This is a genomic window from Streptomyces sp. NPDC044033 (assembly GCF_056434425.1).
The window spans coordinates 344,257-365,651 of record NZ_JBWKFF010000001.1; the positions used below are offsets into that span (position 1 = coordinate 344,257).

Consider the following 21,395-nt stretch of genomic DNA (forward strand, 5'->3'; position numbering starts at 1 on the left):
GAGTAAATTGGGTCTCAGGACGGGGGGGGGGGGTTTTTCGGGGTGGGGGATGGCCCAGGTTCGAGGGGAGGAACCCCCCAAATCAAAACAACACCCCCCCCCCCCCCCCCCCCCCCCCCGGCCAGGGATAAGGCACAAGCCCAACGGCGGGTCTCCGGTGGCCGCCCGGAGACCCGCCTGTTCTGCGCCGACTACGGCAGTGACCACCAGTTGACCCACAGGTCGGAGTGGTCGGTGACGACGAAGGCGTACGGCCGCTGCGCCGCGTTCGAGCTGTCCTGGACCGTGATCACCTCACCGGGGCGCTCGATGACGCGCCCGGTCGGTGTGCCCTGCTCGGCCCAGTGCCACGCCTTGCCGTCCCACCAGTTCACGTACAGCTTCGAGTCGTCGCCGATGACGAAGGCGTACGGGCGGGTGAAGGCGTTCGGGTCGTCCTTCATCGTGACCACGCCGACGGAGTCGAGGATGAGCCGGCCGCCGGGGGCGCCCTGCGCGCTCCAGCTCCACTTCGAGCCGTTCCACCAGTTCACGTACAGCTTCGAGTCGTAACCCTGGACGAAGACGTACGGACGTTCCGTCGCCTGCGGGTCGTTCTGGACGCTGACGACCCCCGCGCCCTTCTTGACCGGCTGCCCGGACGGCGCGCCCTGCTCGCTCCAGTTCCACTTGGAGCCGTCCCACCAGTTGACCCAGACCCGGGAGTCGTCGGTGATGACGAAGGCGTACGGGCGGGTGAAGGCGTTGGGGTTGTCGCGCATGGTGGTGACGCCGATGGGGCGCGAGATGGTGCGGTTCGGCGGCGCGCCCTGGTCGCTCCAGTTCCACTTGGAGCCGTCCCACCAGTTGACCCACAGACGGAAGTCGTCGGTGACGACGAAGACGTACGGGCGCTGCGGCGACGTCGGGGTGTCCCGGACGGTGACGACCCCGACGCCCTCGCGGATCCGTCGCCCGCTGGGCGCGCCCTGGTCACTCCAGTTCCACTTGTTGCCGTCCCACCAGTTGACGTGGAGCTCGGAGTCGTCGGTGATGACGAAGGCGTACGGGCGCTGCTGTGCGTCCGGGCGGTCCTGCACCGTGACGGCGCCGACCTTGTCAAGGATGGTGCGGCCGACCGGAGTTCCCTGGTCGGCCCAGTGCCACGCCTTGCCGTCCCACCAGTTGACGTACAGCCGCGAGTCGAAGCCGCGCACGAATACGTACGGACGTTGCGCGTCCTGGGGGGCGTCTTTCATGGTGACGGCGCCCATCGTGGCCCGGACGCCGATCGTGGCGGTGGGCTGCTGCTGGTCGTTCCACTTCCATGAAGCCATCGTGTTCCTCTCCGGCCCGCCACCCGGCGTATCGCGGGCAGGGGCGAACTGAGGCGATACGAACTGAGAGGCGTCGGCGCCGCGGTGGCCGACGCCAGAACGCGGGGCGAGGTCCGGCCGGGGCCCGTGAGGTTCCTCGCGCGGCCACTCTGGCAGCGTCCCCCCGCCCTGTCACCGCCGCAGCACCGGAAGGCGGCACTCACCGGAGCCTTTCGGACACGAGCGGCCACTGCCCGAAGGCCCCTCGTGCACCGACCACACCTTCCGGACGCGCGGCCACTCGCCCACCACCACAGCCGGTGACCGGCGAACGGGCCGGCGGCACCGGGCCGGGTGGCGGCTTCAGCTACGGCCCCGAGGGCGGCGTTCCTCCTTGGCGTTCCCCTCGGCGTCGCCGCTCCCCGCGCTCGTCAGAATCGCGCTCGCGACGACATCGAAGAGGTGGTCGGCGCGTGGCGCGAGTGAGGGCTGATCGCCGAGCCACGCGAGCGCCGCGATCAGCGCGAACAGATCGGTGCCATCGATGTCGCTCCGTGCCGCCCCCGCGGCCTGGGCGCGGGTGAGGAGCCGCGCGCCGGCCGCACGCAGGGTGACGCACGAGGCGTGTAGCGCGGATTCGGGTTCCTCGATGGCGGCTGCCATCAGCACGGTCACGCCCCGGTACTCGGTCGTCCACGCGACGCAGTCGCGTAGCCACGCGACGAGTGCGTCTTCGGGTGAGCTCGACGTCTCGAACTCGCCTGCCTTGGCCGCCAGCTCGTCGAAGCTCGTACGGAGCAGGGCGTCGAGCAGCGCCTCGCGCGTCGGGAAGTGACGCAGCAGCGTCGCGAGCCCGACATCGGCCCTGCGCGCGATGTCGCGCAGCGACACCTCGACGCCCTGCTCGGCGATGGCGGTGCCCGCTACTGCGAGCAGGTGGTCACGGTTCTTCCTGGCGTCGGCCCGCATCGGTCCCTCTTGACTATCCGGATCAGTGGTCCATATATTCGGATCAGCGAACCGTTTATGTGGATCGCTGATCCGGATAACCCTATCCCGCGGCGCGGGCAGGAGAGAACGATGCCGACACACACGATGAGGGCAGTCCGCCTCCATGAGCACGGCGGCCCTGAGGTCCTGCGCTACGACGAGGTGCCGATCCCCCGACCGGGGCCGGGCGAGGTGCTCGTCCGCGTTCACGCGGTCGGCGTCAACCCCCCTGACTGGTACCTGCGCGACGGGATGTCCAACCTGCCTCCGGAGACGAGGCCGAAGTTCAGCTTGCCCGTGATTCCGGGGACGGACCTGTCGGGCACCGTCGAGGCCGTCGCCGCCGACGTCGACGGCTTCTCCGTCGGCGACGAAGTCTTCGGACTCCTCCGCTTCCCCAGCTTCGACGGCAGCGCATACGCCGAGTACGTGGCCGCGCCCGCGTCGGACCTCGCGCTCAAGCCGGCCGGCATCGATCACGCGCACGCCGCCGGGGCGCCGATGGCCGGGCTGACGGCCTGGCAGTTCCTGATCGGGCTCGGCCACGATCACCCGTCGCCCTTCCAGGCCGCGAAGCACCGTCCGGTGCCGCTCGGCGCCGACGTGACGGTGCTCGTCAACGGTGCCGCAGGCGGCGTGGGGCACTTCGCGCTACAGCTCGCGAAATGGAAGGGGGCACGTGTCATCGCGGTGGCGTCGGGCGCGCATGAATCGTTCCTGAGCCAGCTCGGCGCCGACGAGTTCATCGACTACACCAAGAGCCGTCCCGAAGAGCAGGCGCACGGCGTCGACCTCGTTCTCGACGCCGTCGGCGGCCCTGACAGCAAGCGCTTCCTGCGCACGCTCAAGCGCGGCGGCTCCCTGTTCCCCGTCTTCTTCGGCGAATTCGACGAGGAAGAGAACGCGAAGCTGGGCGTCACCGTCACGGGCACCCAGGTCCGCTCGAACGGCGCCCAACTCGCCGAGCTGGCACGCCTGCTCGACGCGGGCACGGTCCGCGTCGCCATCGACAGCACCTTCGCACTCGCGGATGCCCGAGCGGCACACGAACGCGCCGCCCGAGGACACATCCAGGGCAAGATCGTCCTCACGGTCGCCTAACCGCGCGGCTCCGCAGCCCCGCGGCTTCCTATCCCCAGCTGGGTCAGGCTGAGCGCCGCGAGGCCGTCCATACTCGAAACCATGGACGGAAAAACGCAGCTCGGCAGCTTTCTGCGGGCGCGGCGCGCCCAGCTGCGCCCGGAGGATGTCGGGGTGCCCACGTACGGGGAACACCGGCGTGTGCCGGGGCTTCGGCGCGAGGAGCTGGCGATGCTGGCGGGCGTGAGCGCCTCCTACTACACCCGGCTCGAACAGGGGCAGTCACTGAGCGCGTCGCCGGAGGTTCTGGATGCGATCGCCGGGGCTCTTCGGCTGGACGAGTCCGGGCGGCGGCACCTGCACGACCTGGGCCGGGTGGACAGACAGCGCACCCGGGTCCGGCGACCGGCGCCGGAACGGGTGACGGAGGCGACGCGCCGGCTGCTGAACGCACTGGGCGAGACCCCCGCGATGGTGCTCGGACGGCGCAGCGACGCACTGGCGTGGAACCGCCTGGGCCACGCGCTGTTCGCCGGGCACCTGGACCCCGGCGCCCCTGACCTGCCGGTACGGCGCCCCAATATGGCCAGGCTGCTGTTCCTCGACCCCCACTCCCGTGACCTGTACGCGGACTGGCCGAGCAGGGCCAGGGCGGTGGTCGCGAATCTGCGTCTGGTGGCGGCCCAGCACCCGGAGGACGTCGTACTGCACGCGCTCTTGGGCGAACTGTCCGCGAAGAGTGCGGAGTTCGCCGCGATGTGGGCCGAACACCGCGTCAAACCCTGCACCGTCGCCGACTACGAGATGCGCCATCCGCTGGTCGGGCACCTGACCGTCACCCTTCAGACCTGGAGCAGCGGGACGGAGCCCAACGTCGTGGTCGCCACCACAGAAGCGGGCTCGCCCTCGGAGGCCGCGCTCGCTCTGCTCGCCCAGGCCACCAGCAAGGCCACCACGCGACTCGGCCCCTCCTCCGGCGCGGCACAGAAACGGCCCCGGGCCGACAAAGCCTGACCCCAGCTTGAAGCCTTGAAGTCCTGAATTCCCGCATCGGCATGTGCGCTGCCGCATGCCGGAAAACAGCACCGAAAACGAGAACGTTATGCGGTCTCTTAGTCATCTGTAATCAACACGGAACAGGAGGGCAGATCATGGCAGTCTACGTACTGATCCACGGCGCCGGACACGGCGGATGGTCCTACCAGAAGGTCGCTCGCATTCTGGAGCCCGAGGGCCACACCGTGTATTCCCCGACCCTGACCGGATTGGGCGAACGGTCACACCTCGTGAGCCCCGATGTCGATCTGGACACGCACATCACCGAGGTGGCCGACCTTCTTTTCTACGAGGACCTGACGGACGTGGTGCTCGTCGGACACAGCTACGGTGGCACGGTGATTCAGGGAGCCGCCGATCGCGTCAGCGACCGGGTCGGAAAGCTCGTGTTCCTCGACGCCCCCGTCGGCCCATCGCAGGTCGAGGCGTTCCCGACCCTCCTCAAGGAGAGGGAAAAAGGCCAGGTAGTCGACGGTGTCGAGCTCGTACTCTTCCCCAGCGAGGACCTGGTGAGGTTCTTTGGGGTTACGGACCCCAAGGACATCGAGTGGGTGCTGCCGCGCCTCACCCCGCACCCCTGGAAAACTCTTGAGCAGCCGCTCGTCCTGAACAACGAGGCGGCACTGGAGGCGATACCGCATTACCGGATCGTCTCCACCAATAGTCTGGCTCTTGGTGTCCATAGCCAGGGCCCGATTGCCAAGGCGCGCGCCGAAGGCCGATTCTGGGAGATCGACAGCGGACACGATCTCATGATCACCGAGCCGGAGGCCGTCTCCCGTCTGCTGACAGAGATCGCGTCCACAGAGGCTCGGACCGCAGGCGGGGTACAGGCGACGGCATACACCGATATACCGATACACCGGTCCCAGGAATGAGGCGCATGAAGCGCGTGAAGCGGTGGGATGACGCCGACCTGATCATCGTTGACGAAACAGCGTCCACCATTTCGTTTCCTTCGGCGAAGCTGCGAAAGCCGCGGTGACAGATGTCGGCGTACCCCGCGAGTGCTCCACCAAGTACGGAGATATGTGCACCAGCAGTCAGGCGGTGAGCCAGTCACGTCATCCCGCGGACCTGGCGGCGGCAGGGCGATGAACCTCCAGGATGACTGCGGTGCCGGCCACGGTTCGGTCCTCGTGCATGTTGATCTGCTGGCCGGGCTGGACGTGTGTCCAGTGGGATGGGGTGAGGGGAACAAGGCGAACTGCGGCTCGCCCGCCGGGCTCCAGACAGGGCATGTTCTCGACCCAAAGCCCTGCGATGCTGACCGAATGTCCACCGGTGGGCGAGAGGCGGCCGATGTCCCACATGGGCCGCAGAACACCGGCGCCGGAGATTGGCGTCGTGCGTCGCGCCTCAGTGGCAGGACGGAGCGTCAGATCCGCCCGGATCCCGCCGTTGCGGATCTCGGAGCACCGCCAATGGCACCAAGCCGCGCTCCGCTCCAGCCAGAGCTGCTCAGCCGCCTCGGCGAGCTTCTCCCAGAACGCCAGAGGGAGCGAGCGCCCGTCCCCGAACTCCTCCAGCAGGCCCAGGGCGATCTCCCACTCGTCGTGGACGAGGTAGTCCCAGATGTCTCGCACCGTGATGTCGTTCTCGGTGGCGGTATCTTCCGGAACCAGCAGGGAAGCTGATTCGAGCAGTTCGGGGACGTCCATGCGCTCATGGTCGACCACGTGGAAATCAGGCTGCGCTTGCTTGCTCTCGGGTTGGACTATCCGTTGTGTGCTTCGAGCTCAGTCGCCAGCGTCTGCTGGGTGGCCGCCCACGACGCCAGGAGCGCAACATTGTCAGCGGTCGGCGTGCCCGCGGGTGCGGTGTAGACGTTGAGGTGCAGGCCGGGTTCGGCGGGCAGTTCCAGGGACTCGACATCCAAGTCGAGCTGGCCCACGACCGGATGGCGCACACGCTTGCGGCCGGACCGGTGCAGCCGCACGTCCTGAGATGCCCACCGCTGCCGAAATAGCTCACTGCACGTCGACAGTTCGCCGACCAGGGCGATCAGCTCCTCGTCGTGCGGATTGCGGCCGGCTTCCATGCGTAGCTTCGCGGCCACGCCACCGGCAACTTGGTCGTAGTCGACAAAGAAATCTCTGGCCGCCTCGGGAGCTAGATAGACGAACCGCGCGGTGTTCGCGGGCCGTCGCGGGCCGGCCAGCACCGGTGAATACAGCGCGCGAGCGAGTTGATTCATGGCGAGCACGTCATAACGGCCGTTACCGATCCAGGCCGGCGCATCGGAGATCGCGTCGAGCACCTGCTGCAGTGTCGAGCGCACCGTCACGGCAGGCCGACGCCGGCGTGGGCCGCTCGGCGCCTTGGATCGGCGCGCGAGGTGGTACAGGTGGTCGCGCTCGGCCTCGTCGAGTTGCAAGGCAGAGGCCAACGCGTCGAGCACGCCATCGGAGGCACCGGCGAGGCTGCCGCGTTCCATGCGTACGTAGTAGTCGACCGATACCCCCGCCAGTAGCGCTACCTCCTCGCGGCGCAGACCTTTGACCCGACGGTTGCCGCCGTAAGCGGGCAGGCCCGCGTGCTCGGGTGTGATGCGGGCGCGACGCGAGCTGAGAAACTCCCGAATCTCGGTGCGTAGATCCATCGTGGCCATCCCCTCACCGTAAGCCCGTCCGGCAGTTTAAGGCGTGCCCGTTGCGGTCGTCGCGATGCCGCCGTCTACCGGAATGACGGTGCCCGTGAGGTAGGACCCGGCCCGGCTGGCGAGAAACACGGCGACACCCGCCATGTCGTCGTCGCGGCCGAGCCGGCGCGCAGGGGCCGCCGCCGCGATCGTGTCGCCGATGGCATCGAGCGTGGACTCCATCATCCGCGACGGGAACACTCCCGGTGCTACCGCGTTCACCGTGACGTGCTGTGGGCCCAGTTCCCTGGCAAGCACTCTGGTGAGTTGATGCAGTGCCGCTTTGCTGCTGGCGTACGAGTAGTTGGGCGACTGGGCGACGTGGATGGCGGCGATACTGCCGATGTTGATGATCCGCGCGGGATCATCGGCGGTGCCCGCCCTGCGAAGTGCGGGGAGCAGCGCCTGCACCAGCCAGAACGGAGACTTGAGGTTGAGGTCGATCACTGCGTCCCAGGCCTCGTCCGGGAACGTCGCCAGCGGCTCGCGCCACATCGCTCCCGCGTTGTTGACAAGGATGTCCAGGCGTTCCGAGTCTCCCTTGACAAGATCAGCGAGGCGCTGACACTCGTCGTGCCTGGACAGGTCGGCGGGGATTGCTCGAACGTCGCCGAATTCGGACAGCAGGTGCTGTGCCTCCGCACACGCGTCTGCCTTGCGGGAACTGATGACGACGCGGGCGCCCGCCTGGAGAAGGCCGCGCGCTATCATCATCCCAATGCCCTTGGTGCCACCAGTGACAAGGGCGTACTTCCCACTCAGATCGAAAAGTTCTGTGTGCGTGGTGAATTTATTGTCCGCCATTGGTCTCCGTCCATTCTGTTCTGTCGTGGAAGAATGCGCCGACACGGTCGCGCATTCGGGGCAGCTGAATTGAACTGATGGGGATAAAGCTGCGGTGCGTGTCCATGGAGTGTTGTCGGCGCTTTCGACTCGATCAGGTTGACAGGCGTTTGGGACGTCTGGGAGACCCTGGTGATCCAGGTACTGTGAGAGCCCCCCTTGCCTGGTGCGCTGACTCACCTGAGACACCTTGGAGCTGAGGTACCCGTACAGGTCGCATAACGCCGTCGAAGGCCGTCCCCGACGGCAGGCGCCGGGCGGCGGCCGCCAGCTCCGGGAAGGCGGCGGTGACGATCGGGCCGGAGCGTCCCACGACCCGGCCCATCAGGCCCTCGAATGCCTCCTGCCAACGGGCACGGCCTACTTCAGGTCTTCACAAACCGATGACCAACGGTGGCCGCACCCGTCTCCGCACCCGCCACCCGTCACCCGTCACCCGTCACCCGTCACCCGCCAGCGTGACCTCGCAACTCTCCGGGCCACCCTGAGCACTTCGGTGTGCTTCATTGCCCCGAATCCGGCGCGAGCAGGATCATGGCGAAATGACAGACAGCCTCTCTTCCGTACCTCCAACCCCGGTGCGACTCACGGAGTACACGAAGACCCAGCAGATCGAAATCGTCGGCGACAGTGCCGATCCCTTCGGCGTCGCGGACGCCGGATTGACGTGGCTGCCCAAGGAAGATCATTTCGTCATCAGGCAGCAGGGCCGCCTCGTCGCACACGCCGGTCTGCTGCGGCTCCCCATATCGATCGGCGGGGTCGACACGCAGGTGGTGGGCGTCGGCGGGGTGGCTGTCGCGCCTGATCTGCGCGGGCACGGACTGGGCCGGTTGGTCGTATCGGCGGCCGTGGACCACGCGCGGACAATGGGGCCACAGCACGGGCTTCTCTTCTGCCGGCCGCCCCTCGTCCCGCTCTACCAGCGACTCGGCTGGCGAACGATTGAGCAGGACGTCCACGTCGAACAACCCGAGCGACCAGTGATCATGCCGCTGCGGACCATGTGGACACCACTGCACGACGGCGCGAGTTGGCCCACCGGAGAGGTCCGCCTGCTCTCGCTCCCCATGTGATGGATCGCTCCGGTGAGGGTCGTCCCTGGTCCGACTGCCCTCACCAGGGTCAATGGCTGAGCACGGGATCGGCCGACTCGGGCGCTCACCGGTCAGCCCAAGCCCCCCCGTCACAACCAGCAAGATCACGATCCAAGAGGTCATCTCAATTGGCTCGGTAGGCTGCGGGTCATGGGGCCTGCTCAACGCTCCGGGCTGGGCTCCGACCTCATCGGCCCGGCCCAGGGGACCGCCGCGGCAGAGAACTCAGCCTGCGCGCAGCCCTGGAGACGCCGATGGAAGCGCTCGTGGCGGCGCCCCGGACCAACGCCGAGGTCCTCGGCCTGTCCGGCCAGGGGGGTGTCATCGCTCCCGGCGCGCAGGCAGACCTCGTTCTGTGGAACGGCAACCCGCTCGAAGACCCGGAACTGTTCTCCGACCCCACCAACGCCGTCCTCGTAATCCAGGCCGGCCTCATCGTGAAGGACCTCAGATGAGCACCATGTGGCAGGGCTGCCTCGCCCACACCGACTACTTCGAGATCCGCTCCAGCGGTGGGCACGACTACGGCGTCTGGGTCACCACGCCACCGCGCTACGACCCTGCCGCGGCGCAAGCGCCTGTCGTGTACGTACTCGACGGCAACTGGGCCGTGGGCATGACCGCCCCACTCATCGTCACGCAACTGGACCCCATGCAGTCGATTCAGCCCTACGTACAAGTCAGCGTGGGTTACGCAGGCGAGGAGGCAGAGCACTGGGAGCGGTTGCGCAACCGAGACCTCGTGCCCCCCGGCGAACCCATCGCGAAGGAGTACATCGATGCGGTGGAGATGGGGGTCGAAGCGGGCACGACGACTCGCGAGCAAGCCGACGCCTACCTCGCTGAATTGAGCGGCAGCCGCGGAGATATGTTCCTGAACTTCCTTACCGACGACCTACACCCGCGGATCGAACGCGACTACGGCACAGCCCCGAGCGGTCACGGCCTCTTCGGCTATTCCTACGGCGGACTCTTCAGTCTCTACGCCTGGCTCACCAATAGCGCCCTCTTCGAGAGCATCGGCGCGGGCAGCCCCGGCATTGTCAATGCAGACAGTCAGGTCTTCGCTCGTCTTGAAGCAATGGGTGACACCCTGCCTGCCACCAAGCTTCACGTGACCTTCAACGACCGAGAGATCCTCGGGGACTTGGCGGTCTACCAGAATCTCACGAAAAACACGGCCACGTTCCTTCACCGCCTCACCTCGCGCAGCGGATCCGTCACCAGCGCACTCATGCACGAAACGCACGTGACTGGGTTGCAGGCATCGTTCCTCAGCTACCTCAGGACCTGCCGCGCCCAGTAAGCCTGGACGGCGCCAAGCCTGGACGGCGCCAAGCCTGGACGCCGCGGCTCTGCCTGGCCGACCAGGGGCACCGGCCGGGGGCACCGGCCGGGGCAGTAGGCGAGAGCCGGGCCGAGACGTCCTCCCCTGTCGCCCCGACGCAGCTACGGGATGGCGGCTTACACGGTCAGCCGCTCACGCGTGCGGTGACCGGTGTTCGCGGGTCCTACGCCGCCGTCGGAGTTCGCGGGTCCAACGCCGCCGTCGGAGTTCACGTCGGACCGGCTGATCTCGGCCCACACCGCGTCGAGCGAGAGGCCGAGGGCAGCGGCGATCGCCGCGATGGTCGGGAAGGCGGGGGTGGCCACGCGACCCGACTCGATCTTCCTGAGCGTCTCCGGTGAGACACGTGCGTCGAGCGCGATCTCAAGCATCGAACGTTCTCCCCGGGCCCGGCGCAGGAGGGTGCCAAGGTGCCGGCCGCGTGCGACCTCTGCGGGAGTGAGCGGCAGTCTGACCATGGCACCGATTCTAATACCGGTATAGTTTGACCGGTATAGTTGTTGGTTCCGTGAGGAAAGTGGCACATGATCGAGATCCTGAACCCCGCTCTGCTGGCCCGGGCAAAAGACACAGGCGCCCTGGTAGCGGACATTCTGCAGACTCTGAAGGGCCGGAGCACGGTCGGCACGAGTCTCCTGGACATCGACCGGTGGGCCAAGTCCATGATCGCCGACGCGGGAGCGCTGTCCTGCTATGTCGACTACGCGCCGTCCTTCGGACGCGGCCCGTTCGGCCACTACATCTGCACGGCCGTCAACGATGCCGTGCTCCACGGACGGCCGTACGACTACACGCTTGCCGACGGCGATCTGCTGACACTCGACCTCGCCGTCTCCAAGCGCGGAGTCGCCGCGGACGCCGCCATCAGCTTCATCGTGGGCGACACGAAGCCCCCGGAGAGCGTCGCGATGATCGATGCGACCGAACGCGCGCTGGCCGCGGGGATCGCCGCCGCCGGCCCCGGCGCCCGCATCGGCGACATCTCCCACGCCATCGGCACCGTTCTCACCAAGGCGGGGTACCCGATCAACACCGAGTTCGGAGGCCACGGCATCGGATCGACGATGCACCAGGACCCCCACGTTTCGAACACCGGACGCCCGGGCCGTGGATACAAACTGCGCCCGGGGCTGCTGCTCGCCCTGGAGCCGTGGGTCATGGCGGACACCGCCAAACTCGTCACCGACGCCGACGGGTGGACGCTCCGCAGCGCGACGGGCTGCCGGACAGCACACAGCGAGCACACGATCGCCATCACCGAGGACGGATCCGAAATCCTCACGTCGCCGAAGCCGTCGCAGCCGTAAGGCCGAACTCCCCGCGCGCTTCTTCCAGTTGCGGCAAGCAAGACAGCATCGAAGCGGCCCGACGCGGCACTCTGGTGATCGTGGAGCAACCCGAGGCGTAAATGCGCACACGAAACCAGGGTGCCGGGTACCCGGCCCAAGAGCTGCGGCCCTGCGAGCCGCGACCGAAGGTCGATTTCGGTTCCGCGCAGTGGTCTTCCAGTCGCCGGAGACGTCCGGGCGTCCGCGCGAGCGCGCTCGCGCGCCTCATCACTGATCAACCTGGGCCGTCTCCCCCGCTCCATCGCGGATCAAGCGCGGAGCCCCCGTTTCCCCTACAGCCGAGCCTCGCCATCGGGACTGCCGGCCTTTACGCGGCGCAGCAGGTCGGCCAGCGCCGGGCGAGTGAGGGTGAGTGCGGTGGTGGGGGCTTCGCTCTCGCGGAGGAGGACGACGGCACCCACGGCAGCGAGTTCAACGCAGTTGGCTGAATCACCGCCGCTGGAGAACGAGGACTTCTGCCACACGGCAACCAATGTCATGCCGGGCCCCCCTTTCACACGCTTCGCACGAGACAGCGGATGCATCGGCTCTATCGATGCACGGGCAGTTCGAAGCCCCCGTCGGGGTCCCCAGCCTTCACCTGACGCACCAACCCCGCCAACGCCCCGCGCGGGAGGGCAAGCACGTCGGCGGGGGCTTCGCTCTCGCGGAGGAAGACGACGTCGCCCGCAGCAGCGAGTTCAACACAGTTGGCCGAGTCATGACCGCCGGAGAACGAAGACTTCTGCCACACGGCAATCAGTGTCATGTCGGGCCCTTTCACATGCTCTGCATGAGGCGGTTGATGAGCTCTCTCGACTCTACGACTCCGAGTGCCGCCGCCTCCAACTTGCGGACAATCGCTCGACAGCGACGGAGTTGCGCCTCTGCATCCAGAAAAGCAGGGCCGTATGGCGTATCCATCAGGACTGCGTCCAGCTGCGGAACGGGCCCGCCCGCGTACAGCAGTGGGTCACCGAGGCTGGCGAAATCATCCACGTCGAAGGGGATAACTCGTACGGTCACATGGGGCAGTTCGGACTGTTCCAAAATATGGAGTAGCTGGTTCCGGGCGACCTTTCTGTCGGCTGCCCTGATTCGCAGTGCCGCTTCGTGGATCACTGCTAGGTAGGGCACAGACAGCCCCTGGCGCCGCAGCCGGAACTGCACTCGCATCTCAAGCTCCGCCGCCGACAGTTTCGGCACTGTGGAAGCGAAGAGCGCCCGAATCTGCGCTTCGGTCTGCAACAGACCCGGGATATAGACGCTCTCGAAGTTCTTCAAGCACTCAGCATGGTGCTCCAGCTCAGCAAGGTTCAGGTAGCCGGAGGGCACCCACCCCCTGTGCTCCTCCCACCATCCCCTGCCCCTCTCCGTCGCCATGGCCACCAGTGCGTCCACGAGCGCGGCGTCGTCGCACGCGTACTGGCTGGCCAAGTGACGTACACGCTCAGCACTGACGCCGACCCGGCCTGCTTCCATCGCGGAAACCTTGGTCTCGGCAATGCCCGCCGCCCGAGCGGCCTCCCGGCCTGTCAGACCCGCTCGTTCCCGAAGTTTGCGCAGCTCAGCGCCGAGTCGTTCCTGGCGGGCGGTGACAATGCTTCTCGCCGGCATGTTCCCCTGCTCTCCCGGGAGTTGAAAGTACGAGTATCCCAGTCCGGCTTGACCGGGTTCAACTGGCCCCCTACTTTAAGTGACGCAACACACACGCTGCGACTTCGGCCCCCCGGAAGCGCACCGCCCCGTCACGCCACGACGGCCGCGGCCATGCCACCGCGCCCATAGACCGCAGTGCACCCCGACTTCCCCCCTCACACTCGGAGTGCCCGCATGCCTGAAAACGACGAAGAGCCGTGGGAGTACACGCTTTACATCCCGCACGATCCACGTGCGGTCACCGTCTGCCGCCGCGCGCTGCGCCTGATCCTCGCCGCCCACGAGCTGCCGCACCTCTCCGAGGTGGCGGAGTTGCTGGCAACGGAGTTGGTCGGCAACGCCGTACGCCACACCAAGGGGCCTGCGGCCCTCGGCGTGCGCTGGGCAGGCGGGGTGCTCCGTATCGGTGCCTGGGACGCGGACCCCACGCCGCCCACTCCCCCGCTGTACACCCCCACCGACGCCGAGAACGGCCGCGGCCTCGCCCTCGTCCGTTCCTGCGCCGACGGCTGGGGCTGGCACCCCCTCACCTCTACCGGCGACAGCGGCAAGTACGTCTGGTGCGAACTGGTGGCGGCATGAACGGCGCCACCCTCGACGCCGCCATGGAGCGGCGAAGGCTGTGGCCCGACCGTGCGCCGTGGATTCGGCGGGCCGTAGGCGACGTGCCCCGGCACGCGTTCGCGCCCGACCGGCTGTGGCGGTGGGACGGCCACGCGTACGTACCGGTGGACCGGGAAACCGAAGCCGGGCGGTGGGCGGCGCAGGTGTACGCGGGGCCGGACGATCCAGCCGTCACCCAGGTCATCGACGGGCGCGCGTCGTCCAGTCTGTCCTGCGTCGCGGTCGTGGTGGACATGCTGGACTCGCTGAAGCTGGAGCCGGGGCAGCGCGTTCTCGAACTGGGTACGGGCTCGGGCTGGAACGCCGCGCTGCTGGCGCGGCGTTCCGGGCCGGGGCTCGTATCCAGTGTGGAGACCGACCCCGGACTCGCCGCGCAGGCCCGAACTCGGCTTGCCGCCATGGGAGTCGATGTCACGGTCGAGGTCGGCGACGGGGCCGCCGGGTGGCCGGCGGGTGGGCCGTACGACCGGGTGATCTGCACGTACGCGGTCGACGCGGTCCCATGGGCGTGGGTGGAACAGACGCGGCCGGGCGGACGGATCGTCACGCCCTGGGGGAGGTTGGGGCACGTGGCGCTGACCGTCGCCGAGGACGGCGCGTCGGCGGCCGGCTGGGTTCAGGGGCTGGCGGCCTTCATGCCCAGCCGCGGCACCGCCCCGCCGCCCACCTGGCAGCAGGTACGCGGCACCGGTCCGCCGCCGGAGGCGGAGTGGCGCACCGTACGGGACCTCGGCCCGCTGCGTGCGGACCCCCACCTGCTGTTCGCGCTACGGGTGGCCCTGCCGGAGGTGCACCTGACTCTCGATACGTACGGCTGGGCGGGCGACGGCGCCCCGGCCGTACGTCTCCACGACACCGCCCACACCTCCTGGGCCGCCCTTCACCCCTCCCCCGGCGACAACGGAACAGCGGTGGCCCACCAGTCCGGCCCGCGCCGCCTGGCCGACGAGGTGCTGGCCGCCTGGGACGAGTGGACGGCCGAGGGCTCGCCCGAGCTGTACGACTTCGGCATGACGGTCACGCCGCATGACCAGTACGTATGGTCCGGCCACCCCGCCACCGGCCCTCGGTGGCCGGCCGGCCGTACGCGGGGCGCCTGAGAGGCCCCGGAGACTTCGGCCGCCGGACGGCCGGTACGTCCACACCCCCGCATCGAGCTGCGGTACGGGCGGGGCGGGTCCACCGGGAGCCCTGACCCCCGGCTCTGCCAGGGGTACGGGTACGGGCCGCGCCACCGGCGACTGCGCGCCCCGGGGCGGATCGGACCGGTCCCCGGCCGGGCGCGGAAGGTGGCGACCCGCGCCAACGCTCGTACAGGCCGCGCCCCGGCCCAAGGACCGCGCGCCGGAACCGTTGGGTGACCCGCGCCAACGCTCGTACGGGCCTCGTCCACCCCGCAGCCGCGCGCCGGGGCCAGCGGCGTGACCCGCGCCATTCGCCATTGCCCGTACGCGACGCGTCACGCGCCGGGCGGCGCGCGCCGGGGGTACCGGGTGGGCGCGGCCCGTGCGAGACGCGTTACTGATAGCCGCGCGTCGGCACACCGCGAGACGGCCCGCCCCAGAGGAGCGCCGCTTGCGAAGTGCGCGGCAGGTGCGGAATCCGGCGCCTCGTCATGAGGTGCGAAACTCCGCGCCCCACCGCACAGCACCCGGCCCGCAAAGCGCTCCCGACCTACACAGCGGACTCAATCCGCAGAGCGCGCCCAACCCGCAAAGCGGGCTCAATCCGCGGAGCGCCCGGCAGCCGCGCGAAGCGCCTGCCGAGCCCCCGCCCCTACTTAAGCGCCAGCCAAGCCACCGCCACCACGACCACGATCGCGACGATCACTCCCACGATCACCCCGACCCGGGGGCCGGATGAGGAAGGAGGGGTGACTGCGGCCGCGGGAGCGGCCGCTCGGCGCTGGGGCTCTTCGTCGACGAAGGCGCGGAACATCTGCGTGTTGCCGGCCGGGTCGTTGCTGCCCTCTGGGCCCTGCTGCTGGGGGTTAGCCATAGGGCAGGACCCTAGCGAAGAAGCGTGCCCGTCGGCACCCCGGGGCAGCCCATCCCCCCTGGCCCCAGAGGCCGTTCGCCCCGCCTTCCGCCTCTATGTCCGCGTCCGTACCCCCGTCGCGACCTACCCTCACCTGCGGTTTTACGAGGTTCGCACCGCACCTTGACGTATCGCCTACGCACCCTTTCCCACTCCTTTACCTCTGCGGACCCCATTTCGTTTGCCTTCAGCAACCAAATGATTCTATGGTTGCCCTAAGCAACTGATCGTCCGGAGGTGGTGCCAGTGGCCGCTCAAGAGCAGTACGAGGAGCTGGCCCGGCAACTCGGTACCGTCGACGCGATCAAGCGAGACATGGGCCGGATGCTCCCACTGAACTGCTCGCCCGCCTCGGCCATCCTGCTCTCCCTCCTCAAGCGCTACGGCGAGATGCGGATGAGCAAGCTGGCCGAGCTGCTCGCGATCGACATGTCGGTGACCAGCCGGCATGTCGCGTACGTCGCCGAGCGCGGCTGGATCGAACGGCACCCCGACCCGCTCGACAAGCGGTCCCGGCTGCTGAGCCTCAGCCCCAGCGGCGCCGAGCTGCTGAACCAGGTGTCCACGCTCTACACCGAGACGCTCGCCGCGTGCCTCAAGGACTGGTCCGACGACGACGTCGGCAGCCTCATCGACTTGCTGACGCGGCTGCGCGAGGCGTTCGGCGACTGCCGGGCGCGCGCACCGCACCCCCACGGCGCGGACTCCACTGCCCGTACACCCGCGTAACGACGCGTAAAGAACCGAAGGAACCACATGGCTTCGACCACACCAGCCGGTGTGCGGGGCGGCCACGCCAAGCACGGAGGCCACCAACCGGCCCCCGGCTCCGACGCAGAGCCCATGACCCACCGGCAGATCATGGAGGCACTGTCCGGGCTGCTGCTCGGCATGTTCGTCGCGATCCTGTCGTCGACGATCGTCTCCAACGCGCTGCCGCGCATCATTCACGACCTGCACGGCAGCCAGTCCTCGTACACCTGGGTCGTCACGGCCTCGCTGCTCGCGATGACCGCGACCACCCCGCTCTGGGGCAAGCTCTCGGACCTCTTCAGCAAGAAGCTGCTGGTCCAGATAGCCCTGGTGATCTACGTCGGCGGCTCGGTCGTGGCCGGGCTCTCGCAGAACGCCGGCATGCTGATCGCCTGTCGCGTGGTCCAGGGCGTCGGCGTCGGCGGTCTCTCCGCCCTCGCCCAGATCGTGATGGCCGCGATGATCTCCCCGCGCGAGCGCGGCCGCTACAGCGGCTACCTCGGCGCGACCTTCGCCGTCGCCACCGTCGGCGGCCCGCTGCTCGGCGGCGTCATCACCGACACCAGCTGGCTCGGCTGGCGCTGGTGCTTCTACGTCGGCGTGCCGTTCGCGATCATCGCCCTGATCGTGCTGCAGAAGACCCTGAAGCTCCCCGTTCTGAAGCGGGACGTCAAGGTCGACTGGCTCGGCGCGTTCTTCGTCGCCGCCTCCGTCACGCTGCTGCTGGTCTGGGTGACCCTGGCCGGCAAGAACTACGACTGGATCTCCTGGCAGACCTTCGCGATGGTCGGCGGCGCGATCGTGCTCGCCCTGATCTTCGTCTACGTCGAGTCCAAGGCGAAGGAACCGATCATCCCGTTGCGGCTGTTCCGCAACAAGACGATCACCCTCGCCTCCCTCGCGTCGCTGTTCGTCGGCATCTCGATGTTCACCGGCACGGTCTTCTTCTCCCAGTACTTCCAGCTGGCGCGCGGCAAGACCCCCACGATGTCCGGCGTCATGACGATCCCGATGATCGCGGGCCTCTTCGTCGCCTCCACCGTCTCCGGCCAGGTGATCACCAAGACCGGCCGGTGGAAGTACTGGCTGGTCTCCGGCGGCGCGCTGCTCACCGCGGGCGTCGGCCTGCTCGGCACCATGCGGTACGACACCCCGTACTGGCACCTGGCCATCTACATGCTGCTCATGGGCCTCGGCATCGGCATGATGATGCAGAACCTGGTCCTCGCCACGCAGAACCAGGTCGCTCCCCAGGACCTCGGCTCCGCCAGCTCCGTCGTCACCTTCTTCCGCTCCCTCGGCGGTGCGGTCGGCGTCTCGGCGCTCGGCGCGGTGCTCGGCACCCGGGTCACCCACTACGTCCAGGAGGGCGTCGCGGACCTGGGTCCCAAGGGCGCGGCCCTGGGCCACGGCGGCGCCGGCGGCGGGGGCATACCCGACCTGTCCCAGCTGCCCGCGCCCTTCCGCACCATCATGGAGAGCGCGTACGGGCACGGCGTCGGCGACGTCTTCCTGTACGCGGCGCCCTGCGCCCTGCTCGCCTTCTTCCTCACCCTGTTCATCAAGGAGGTCGCGCTGCGCAGCAAGTCCGGCACCGAGCGCGCGCTGTCCGGTGACAGCGCGGAGCCGGCGACGGCCCCCGTGCCGGCCGCGACGGCCGCCGAGTCCTTCGAGAACACGGCCGAGCTGGAGCCCGCCCTCGTCGGCGCGCCGAGCACGGCCGACGGCGACCAGGCACTGGCCCCCGCCGCCGCCTCCGAGCCGCAGCGCCTCGCGGCGTTCGCCTCCACCGGCGACGGCCCGCCTCCGGGCTCCACCGCGATCCGGGGGTTCGTGAAGAACGCCGACGGCCAGCCCGTCGCCCGTTCCGCGGTCACCCTGATCTCGCTGAGCGGCAGCCAGCTGGGCCGCGCCGTGGCCCAGGGCGACGGCTCGTACGCGCTGTACGCACCGGGCTCCGGCTCGTACGTCCTGATCGCGGCGGCCGACGGCCACCAGCCGCAGGCGTCCACCGTCGTCGTCGGCGACGAGCCGCTCGGCTACGACATCCTGCTCTCCGGCACCAGCGGCCTCGCGGGCCTCGTCCGCGCCGCCGTCACGGGTGCGCCGGTCGACGCGGCGATGGTCGTCGTCACCGACGTCCGGGGCGAGGTGCTCACCACCGGCAAGACCGGGCCGCAGGGCGACTTCACCTTCGACGAGCTGGCCCCCGGCACGTTCACCATCGCCGTGAACGCGCCCGGCTACCGGCCCGCCGCCCTCCCCGTCGAGGTCGGCCACCAGGGCGTCACCCGCATGGAGGTCGAACTCCAGCCCGGCGCCCGGGTGCAGGGCACCGTACGGGCCGGGGCCGACCGGCGTCCCATGCCGGACGCGCGGGTCACCCTGATCGACGCGGCCGGGAACGTGGTCGCCACCGCCACCACCGGTGAGGACGGCGCGTACGCCTTCACCGACCTGGACGCGGGCGACTACACCGTCATCGCGAGCGGCTACCCGCCGGTCGCGGGGGCGCTGAACGTCGCCGGGCACGGCGTCGACGGGTACGACGTCGAGCTCACCCACCCCGGCGACTGACCGGCGCCGCGCAAGACCCCGGGGACCGGGGCGCGGTTCGAGCGGAGACGCGCCCCGGCCCCCGGCCCGGGACCGGCACGAACGGTCCCAAGGGGCCCCGGCGGCGGCCGGCCAACAGGCAGGGGACGGCCTGCGCGCCGCCGCCGGGGCTCCGCCACACACAGCGGGCCCCCACGACATCCCCCCACACGTCCCCACACGAACGACGAGCGAGAAATCGGGAGCGGGAACGGCAATGACCACCACTGGGGCAGGACTGCGGGCGCGGCTGCGCACCCGCGACGGCTGGGCGGTGCAGCACGCGGTGCTCACCATGACCGACATGCAGGGCGCGCAGGTGCTGCGCGCCCAGGCCGACGAGGACGGCGCGGTCCGCACGGACCAGCCGCTGCCGCCCGGCCCGTACACGGTCATCGCGACCGCCGTCGGCTACGCCCCGGCCGCCTCGACCGCCATCGTCACCGCCTCCGGGCGCGCCGACGTCGGCACCGTGGTCCTCGCCCGGCAGGGCGGCGTGGAGCTGCCGCCGCCCGGGGCGTGGACGATCGACCCGATGCACTCCTCGGTGGGCGCGGTCGCGCAGCACCTGGGGATCTCCAGCGTGCGCGGGCGGTTCACCGAATTCGGCGGGCGCATCGAGATCGCCGAGAATGTCGCGGACACGGCCAAGTCGGCCGTCGAGGCAGTCATCCGGGCCGACTCCATCGACACCGGCAACGCCATGCGGGACGGCCACCTGAAGTCCGCCGACTTCCTGAACGTAGAGGCTTTCCCGGAGATCACCTACCGCTCCACGGGCCTGGAGCCCGCCGGCGCCGACCGCTGGACGGTCCACGGCGAGCTGGCCCTGCACGGCGTGGTGCGGAACGTGGACCTCGCCCTCACCTACCTCGGCACCGGCCCGGACCCGTGGGGCGGCACCCGCGCCGCGTTCCGCGCCACCGCCGAGCTGCGCCGCGAGGACTTCGCGATGAACTACAACCAGGTCGTCGCGGCGGGCATCGCGGCGATCGGCACCACGCTGAGGGTCGAACTCGACATCCAGGCGGTGCAGGGGACGCAGCTGCCGGGTCTCTGACAGCGGCACGGCCGCGGATACGCGCGGAAGGCCGCGGATACGCGGGAAGGCCGCGGATACGCGGGAAGGGGCGTACGGGCTTCCGTACGCCCCTTCGTGCGTCGCGGGGGCCGTTCTACCGGGCCGCCTGCCCGCGTCCTCCCCGTCGCTCCGCCGAGCCGCGCCCTGCCCGCCCTACCGGGCCGCGTCCTGCCCGCTCTCCCGCAGCGCGCGGTCCCTCAGCACCTCGATGCCGGCGATGGCGCAGTCCAGCGCCACCTCGAAGTCGCGGACGCGCATGGCCTCGATGTCGGTGCTGGGACGGGCGTCCATGAGCCGCTTGGACTCCTCGAACTCCGGCCGCCCGTTGACGGTGGCCATCACCTCGTCGAAGTACTCGTTCTGGCTCATCCCCACCTCACGGCAGCGGGCGGCGAAGCGGCCTTCGATCGTGCCGTAGCCGTAGACGAACTGGTAGACGAGGGCCAGGACTCCGGGGATCTGCTCCAGCGGCAGCCCGCTGCTGATCGCGGCGCGCTGGGCGGCGGCGGCGAAGACCATCGAGTGCGGGCCGATGTTGAGGTACTCCCCGATCAGCCGGGAGACCCACGGGTGGCGCACCAGCATGTCGCGGTTGGTGGCGGCGAGCTGGCGCAGCTGGTCGCGCCAGTCCGCGTCCGTGCCCTCTTCGGGCACCTCCAGCTCGGCGGCGGCCGCGTCGACGGCGAACTCCAGCAGGTCGTCCTTGGTGTCGACGTACCAGTAGACGGACATGGCGGTGACGCCCAGTTCCGCCGCCAGCCGCCGCATCGAGAACTTCGTCAGGCCCTCGGCGTCGAGCAGCCGGACGGTGGCCGCGACGATCCTGTCGTGGTCGAGTCCGGCCGTCTGCTCGGCGCCGCCGCCCGGTCCGGAGTGTTCCGCCCTGCGTTTGGGAGCCCGCCGTTCGTTCAGCCACACACTGGCCCGGATGGTTCGGGTGCGGCCGCTCGTCATGGCGCGCTCTCCTT

At 69.3% G+C, this 21,395-nt stretch carries 23 protein-coding genes; 12 read left to right on the forward strand and 11 right to left on the reverse strand.

Translation table 11 applies throughout. The annotated features are described in order from the left end of the window. Positions 1 to 191 precede the first annotated feature (191 nt). Entirely contained in the window at positions 192 to 1,316 is a 1,125-nt protein-coding gene (locus AC07AB_RS01445; protein ID WP_478558196.1) for a PLL family lectin, read from the reverse strand. A 342-nt stretch (positions 1,317 to 1,658) separates the two neighbouring features. Beyond that, a complete protein-coding gene (locus tag AC07AB_RS01450) occupies positions 1,659 to 2,264 on the reverse strand; it encodes a TetR/AcrR family transcriptional regulator (protein WP_478558199.1) in 606 nt (201 codons plus the stop codon). 111 nt (positions 2,265 to 2,375) lie between these two features. Between AC07AB_RS01450 and AC07AB_RS01455 the strand changes: the two genes are divergently transcribed. The 3 genes from AC07AB_RS01455 (at position 2,376) to AC07AB_RS01465 (ending at position 5,299) form a co-directional block, all read left to right on the forward strand. Next, complete coding sequence (locus AC07AB_RS01455) at positions 2,376 to 3,386, forward strand: NADP-dependent oxidoreductase (RefSeq protein WP_478558202.1); 1,011 nt, start codon at positions 2,376 to 2,378, stop codon at positions 3,384 to 3,386. Between the two features lie 81 nt (positions 3,387 to 3,467). Continuing rightward, positions 3,468 to 4,379 carry a helix-turn-helix domain-containing protein gene (locus AC07AB_RS01460; RefSeq protein ID WP_478558205.1) on the forward strand — a complete coding sequence of 304 codons (912 nt, stop codon included), beginning with the start codon at positions 3,468 to 3,470 and terminating at the stop codon, positions 4,377 to 4,379. A gap of 137 nt (positions 4,380 to 4,516) precedes the next feature. Further along, positions 4,517 to 5,299 (forward strand): alpha/beta fold hydrolase, encoded by a 783-nt coding sequence (locus AC07AB_RS01465; RefSeq protein WP_478558208.1) that lies wholly within the window; start codon positions 4,517 to 4,519, stop codon positions 5,297 to 5,299. A gap of 186 nt (positions 5,300 to 5,485) precedes the next feature. Here AC07AB_RS01465 and AC07AB_RS01470 read toward each other — a convergent pair whose 3' ends face one another. From AC07AB_RS01470 to AC07AB_RS01480, 3 genes are read right to left on the reverse strand one after another with little or no spacing between them, the layout of a single operon-like run. Continuing rightward, the gene (locus AC07AB_RS01470) at positions 5,486 to 6,082 is read right to left on the reverse strand and encodes a hypothetical protein (RefSeq protein ID WP_478558211.1); all 597 of its coding nucleotides are present in this window, start codon (positions 6,080 to 6,082) and stop codon (positions 5,486 to 5,488) included. A 56-nt stretch (positions 6,083 to 6,138) separates the two neighbouring features. Then, positions 6,139 to 7,032 (reverse strand): helix-turn-helix transcriptional regulator, encoded by an 894-nt coding sequence (locus AC07AB_RS01475; protein ID WP_478558214.1) that lies wholly within the window; start codon positions 7,030 to 7,032, stop codon positions 6,139 to 6,141. A gap of 27 nt (positions 7,033 to 7,059) precedes the next feature. Continuing rightward, positions 7,060 to 7,866, reverse strand: a complete 807-nt coding sequence (locus AC07AB_RS01480) for an SDR family oxidoreductase (RefSeq protein ID WP_478558217.1) — start codon at positions 7,864 to 7,866, stop codon at positions 7,060 to 7,062. A gap of 581 nt (positions 7,867 to 8,447) precedes the next feature. Here AC07AB_RS01480 and AC07AB_RS01485 point away from each other — a divergent pair. From AC07AB_RS01485 to AC07AB_RS01495, 3 genes are all read left to right on the forward strand, one after another. Further along, positions 8,448 to 8,981, forward strand: a complete 534-nt coding sequence (locus AC07AB_RS01485; RefSeq protein WP_478558220.1) for a GNAT family N-acetyltransferase — start codon at positions 8,448 to 8,450, stop codon at positions 8,979 to 8,981. 275 nt (positions 8,982 to 9,256) lie between these two features. After that, positions 9,257 to 9,457 carry an amidohydrolase family protein gene (locus AC07AB_RS01490; RefSeq protein WP_478558223.1) on the forward strand — a complete coding sequence of 67 codons (201 nt, stop codon included), beginning with the start codon at positions 9,257 to 9,259 and terminating at the stop codon, positions 9,455 to 9,457. Continuing rightward, positions 9,454 to 10,308, forward strand: a complete 855-nt coding sequence (locus AC07AB_RS01495; RefSeq protein ID WP_478558226.1) for an alpha/beta hydrolase — start codon at positions 9,454 to 9,456, stop codon at positions 10,306 to 10,308. Before AC07AB_RS01490 ends, AC07AB_RS01495 begins: the two co-directional genes overlap by 4 nt. A 158-nt stretch (positions 10,309 to 10,466) precedes the next feature. On the opposite strand, the gene AC07AB_RS01500 is transcribed toward AC07AB_RS01495, so the two are convergent. Further along, positions 10,467 to 10,808 carry a helix-turn-helix domain-containing protein gene (locus AC07AB_RS01500; RefSeq protein WP_478558229.1) on the reverse strand — a complete coding sequence of 114 codons (342 nt, stop codon included), beginning with the start codon at positions 10,806 to 10,808 and terminating at the stop codon, positions 10,467 to 10,469. 66 nt (positions 10,809 to 10,874) lie between these two features. On the opposite strand from AC07AB_RS01500, the gene map reads away from it, so the two are divergent. Next, on the forward strand, positions 10,875 to 11,657 hold the full coding sequence (gene map / locus AC07AB_RS01505) for a type I methionyl aminopeptidase (RefSeq protein ID WP_478558232.1): 783 nt from the start codon (positions 10,875 to 10,877) through the stop codon (positions 11,655 to 11,657). A gap of 314 nt (positions 11,658 to 11,971) precedes the next feature. On the opposite strand, the gene AC07AB_RS01510 is transcribed toward map, so the two are convergent. The 3 genes from AC07AB_RS01510 to AC07AB_RS01520 are packed head-to-tail and all read right to left on the reverse strand — an operon-like array spanning position 11,972 to position 13,295. Then, complete coding sequence (locus AC07AB_RS01510) at positions 11,972 to 12,178, reverse strand: DUF397 domain-containing protein (RefSeq protein ID WP_478558235.1); 207 nt, start codon at positions 12,176 to 12,178, stop codon at positions 11,972 to 11,974. A 50-nt stretch (positions 12,179 to 12,228) separates the two neighbouring features. Further along, positions 12,229 to 12,447, reverse strand: coding sequence for a DUF397 domain-containing protein (locus AC07AB_RS01515; RefSeq protein ID WP_478558238.1), 219 nt, complete (start codon positions 12,445 to 12,447; stop codon positions 12,229 to 12,231). Between the two features lie 11 nt (positions 12,448 to 12,458). Next, positions 12,459 to 13,295, reverse strand: coding sequence for a helix-turn-helix domain-containing protein (locus tag AC07AB_RS01520; RefSeq protein WP_478558241.1), 837 nt, complete (start codon positions 13,293 to 13,295; stop codon positions 12,459 to 12,461). Positions 13,296 to 13,511: 216 nt separating this feature from the next. Here AC07AB_RS01520 and AC07AB_RS01525 point away from each other — a divergent pair, with 216 nt between their 5' ends. Both AC07AB_RS01525 and AC07AB_RS01530 read left to right on the forward strand, forming a co-directional pair. Continuing rightward, on the forward strand, positions 13,512 to 13,919 hold the full coding sequence (locus AC07AB_RS01525; RefSeq protein WP_478558244.1) for an ATP-binding protein: 408 nt from the start codon (positions 13,512 to 13,514) through the stop codon (positions 13,917 to 13,919). Then, positions 13,916 to 15,061 carry a methyltransferase domain-containing protein gene (locus AC07AB_RS01530; RefSeq protein ID WP_478558247.1) on the forward strand — a complete coding sequence of 382 codons (1,146 nt, stop codon included), beginning with the start codon at positions 13,916 to 13,918 and terminating at the stop codon, positions 15,059 to 15,061. Before AC07AB_RS01525 ends, AC07AB_RS01530 begins: the two co-directional genes overlap by 4 nt. 676 nt (positions 15,062 to 15,737) lie before the next feature. On the opposite strand, the gene AC07AB_RS01535 is transcribed toward AC07AB_RS01530, so the two are convergent. After that, the gene (locus tag AC07AB_RS01535; RefSeq protein WP_478558250.1) at positions 15,738 to 15,959 is read right to left on the reverse strand and encodes a hypothetical protein; all 222 of its coding nucleotides are present in this window, start codon (positions 15,957 to 15,959) and stop codon (positions 15,738 to 15,740) included. A 285-nt stretch (positions 15,960 to 16,244) separates the two neighbouring features. Between AC07AB_RS01535 and AC07AB_RS01540 the strand changes: the two genes are divergently transcribed. The 3 genes from AC07AB_RS01540 (at position 16,245) to AC07AB_RS01550 (ending at position 20,406) form a co-directional block, all read left to right on the forward strand. Further along, on the forward strand, positions 16,245 to 16,727 hold the full coding sequence (locus AC07AB_RS01540) for a MarR family winged helix-turn-helix transcriptional regulator (RefSeq protein ID WP_478558253.1): 483 nt from the start codon (positions 16,245 to 16,247) through the stop codon (positions 16,725 to 16,727). Positions 16,728 to 16,841: 114 nt separating this feature from the next. Further along, positions 16,842 to 19,328, forward strand: a complete 2,487-nt coding sequence (locus tag AC07AB_RS01545) for an MFS transporter (protein WP_478559686.1) — start codon at positions 16,842 to 16,844, stop codon at positions 19,326 to 19,328. A gap of 235 nt (positions 19,329 to 19,563) precedes the next feature. Next, a complete protein-coding gene (locus AC07AB_RS01550) occupies positions 19,564 to 20,406 on the forward strand; it encodes a YceI family protein (protein ID WP_478558256.1) in 843 nt (280 codons plus the stop codon). 174 nt (positions 20,407 to 20,580) lie between these two features. Here AC07AB_RS01550 and AC07AB_RS01555 read toward each other — a convergent pair whose 3' ends face one another. Continuing rightward, positions 20,581 to 21,381 carry a TetR/AcrR family transcriptional regulator gene (locus AC07AB_RS01555; RefSeq protein ID WP_478558259.1) on the reverse strand — a complete coding sequence of 267 codons (801 nt, stop codon included), beginning with the start codon at positions 21,379 to 21,381 and terminating at the stop codon, positions 20,581 to 20,583. Positions 21,382 to 21,395 lie beyond the last annotated feature (14 nt).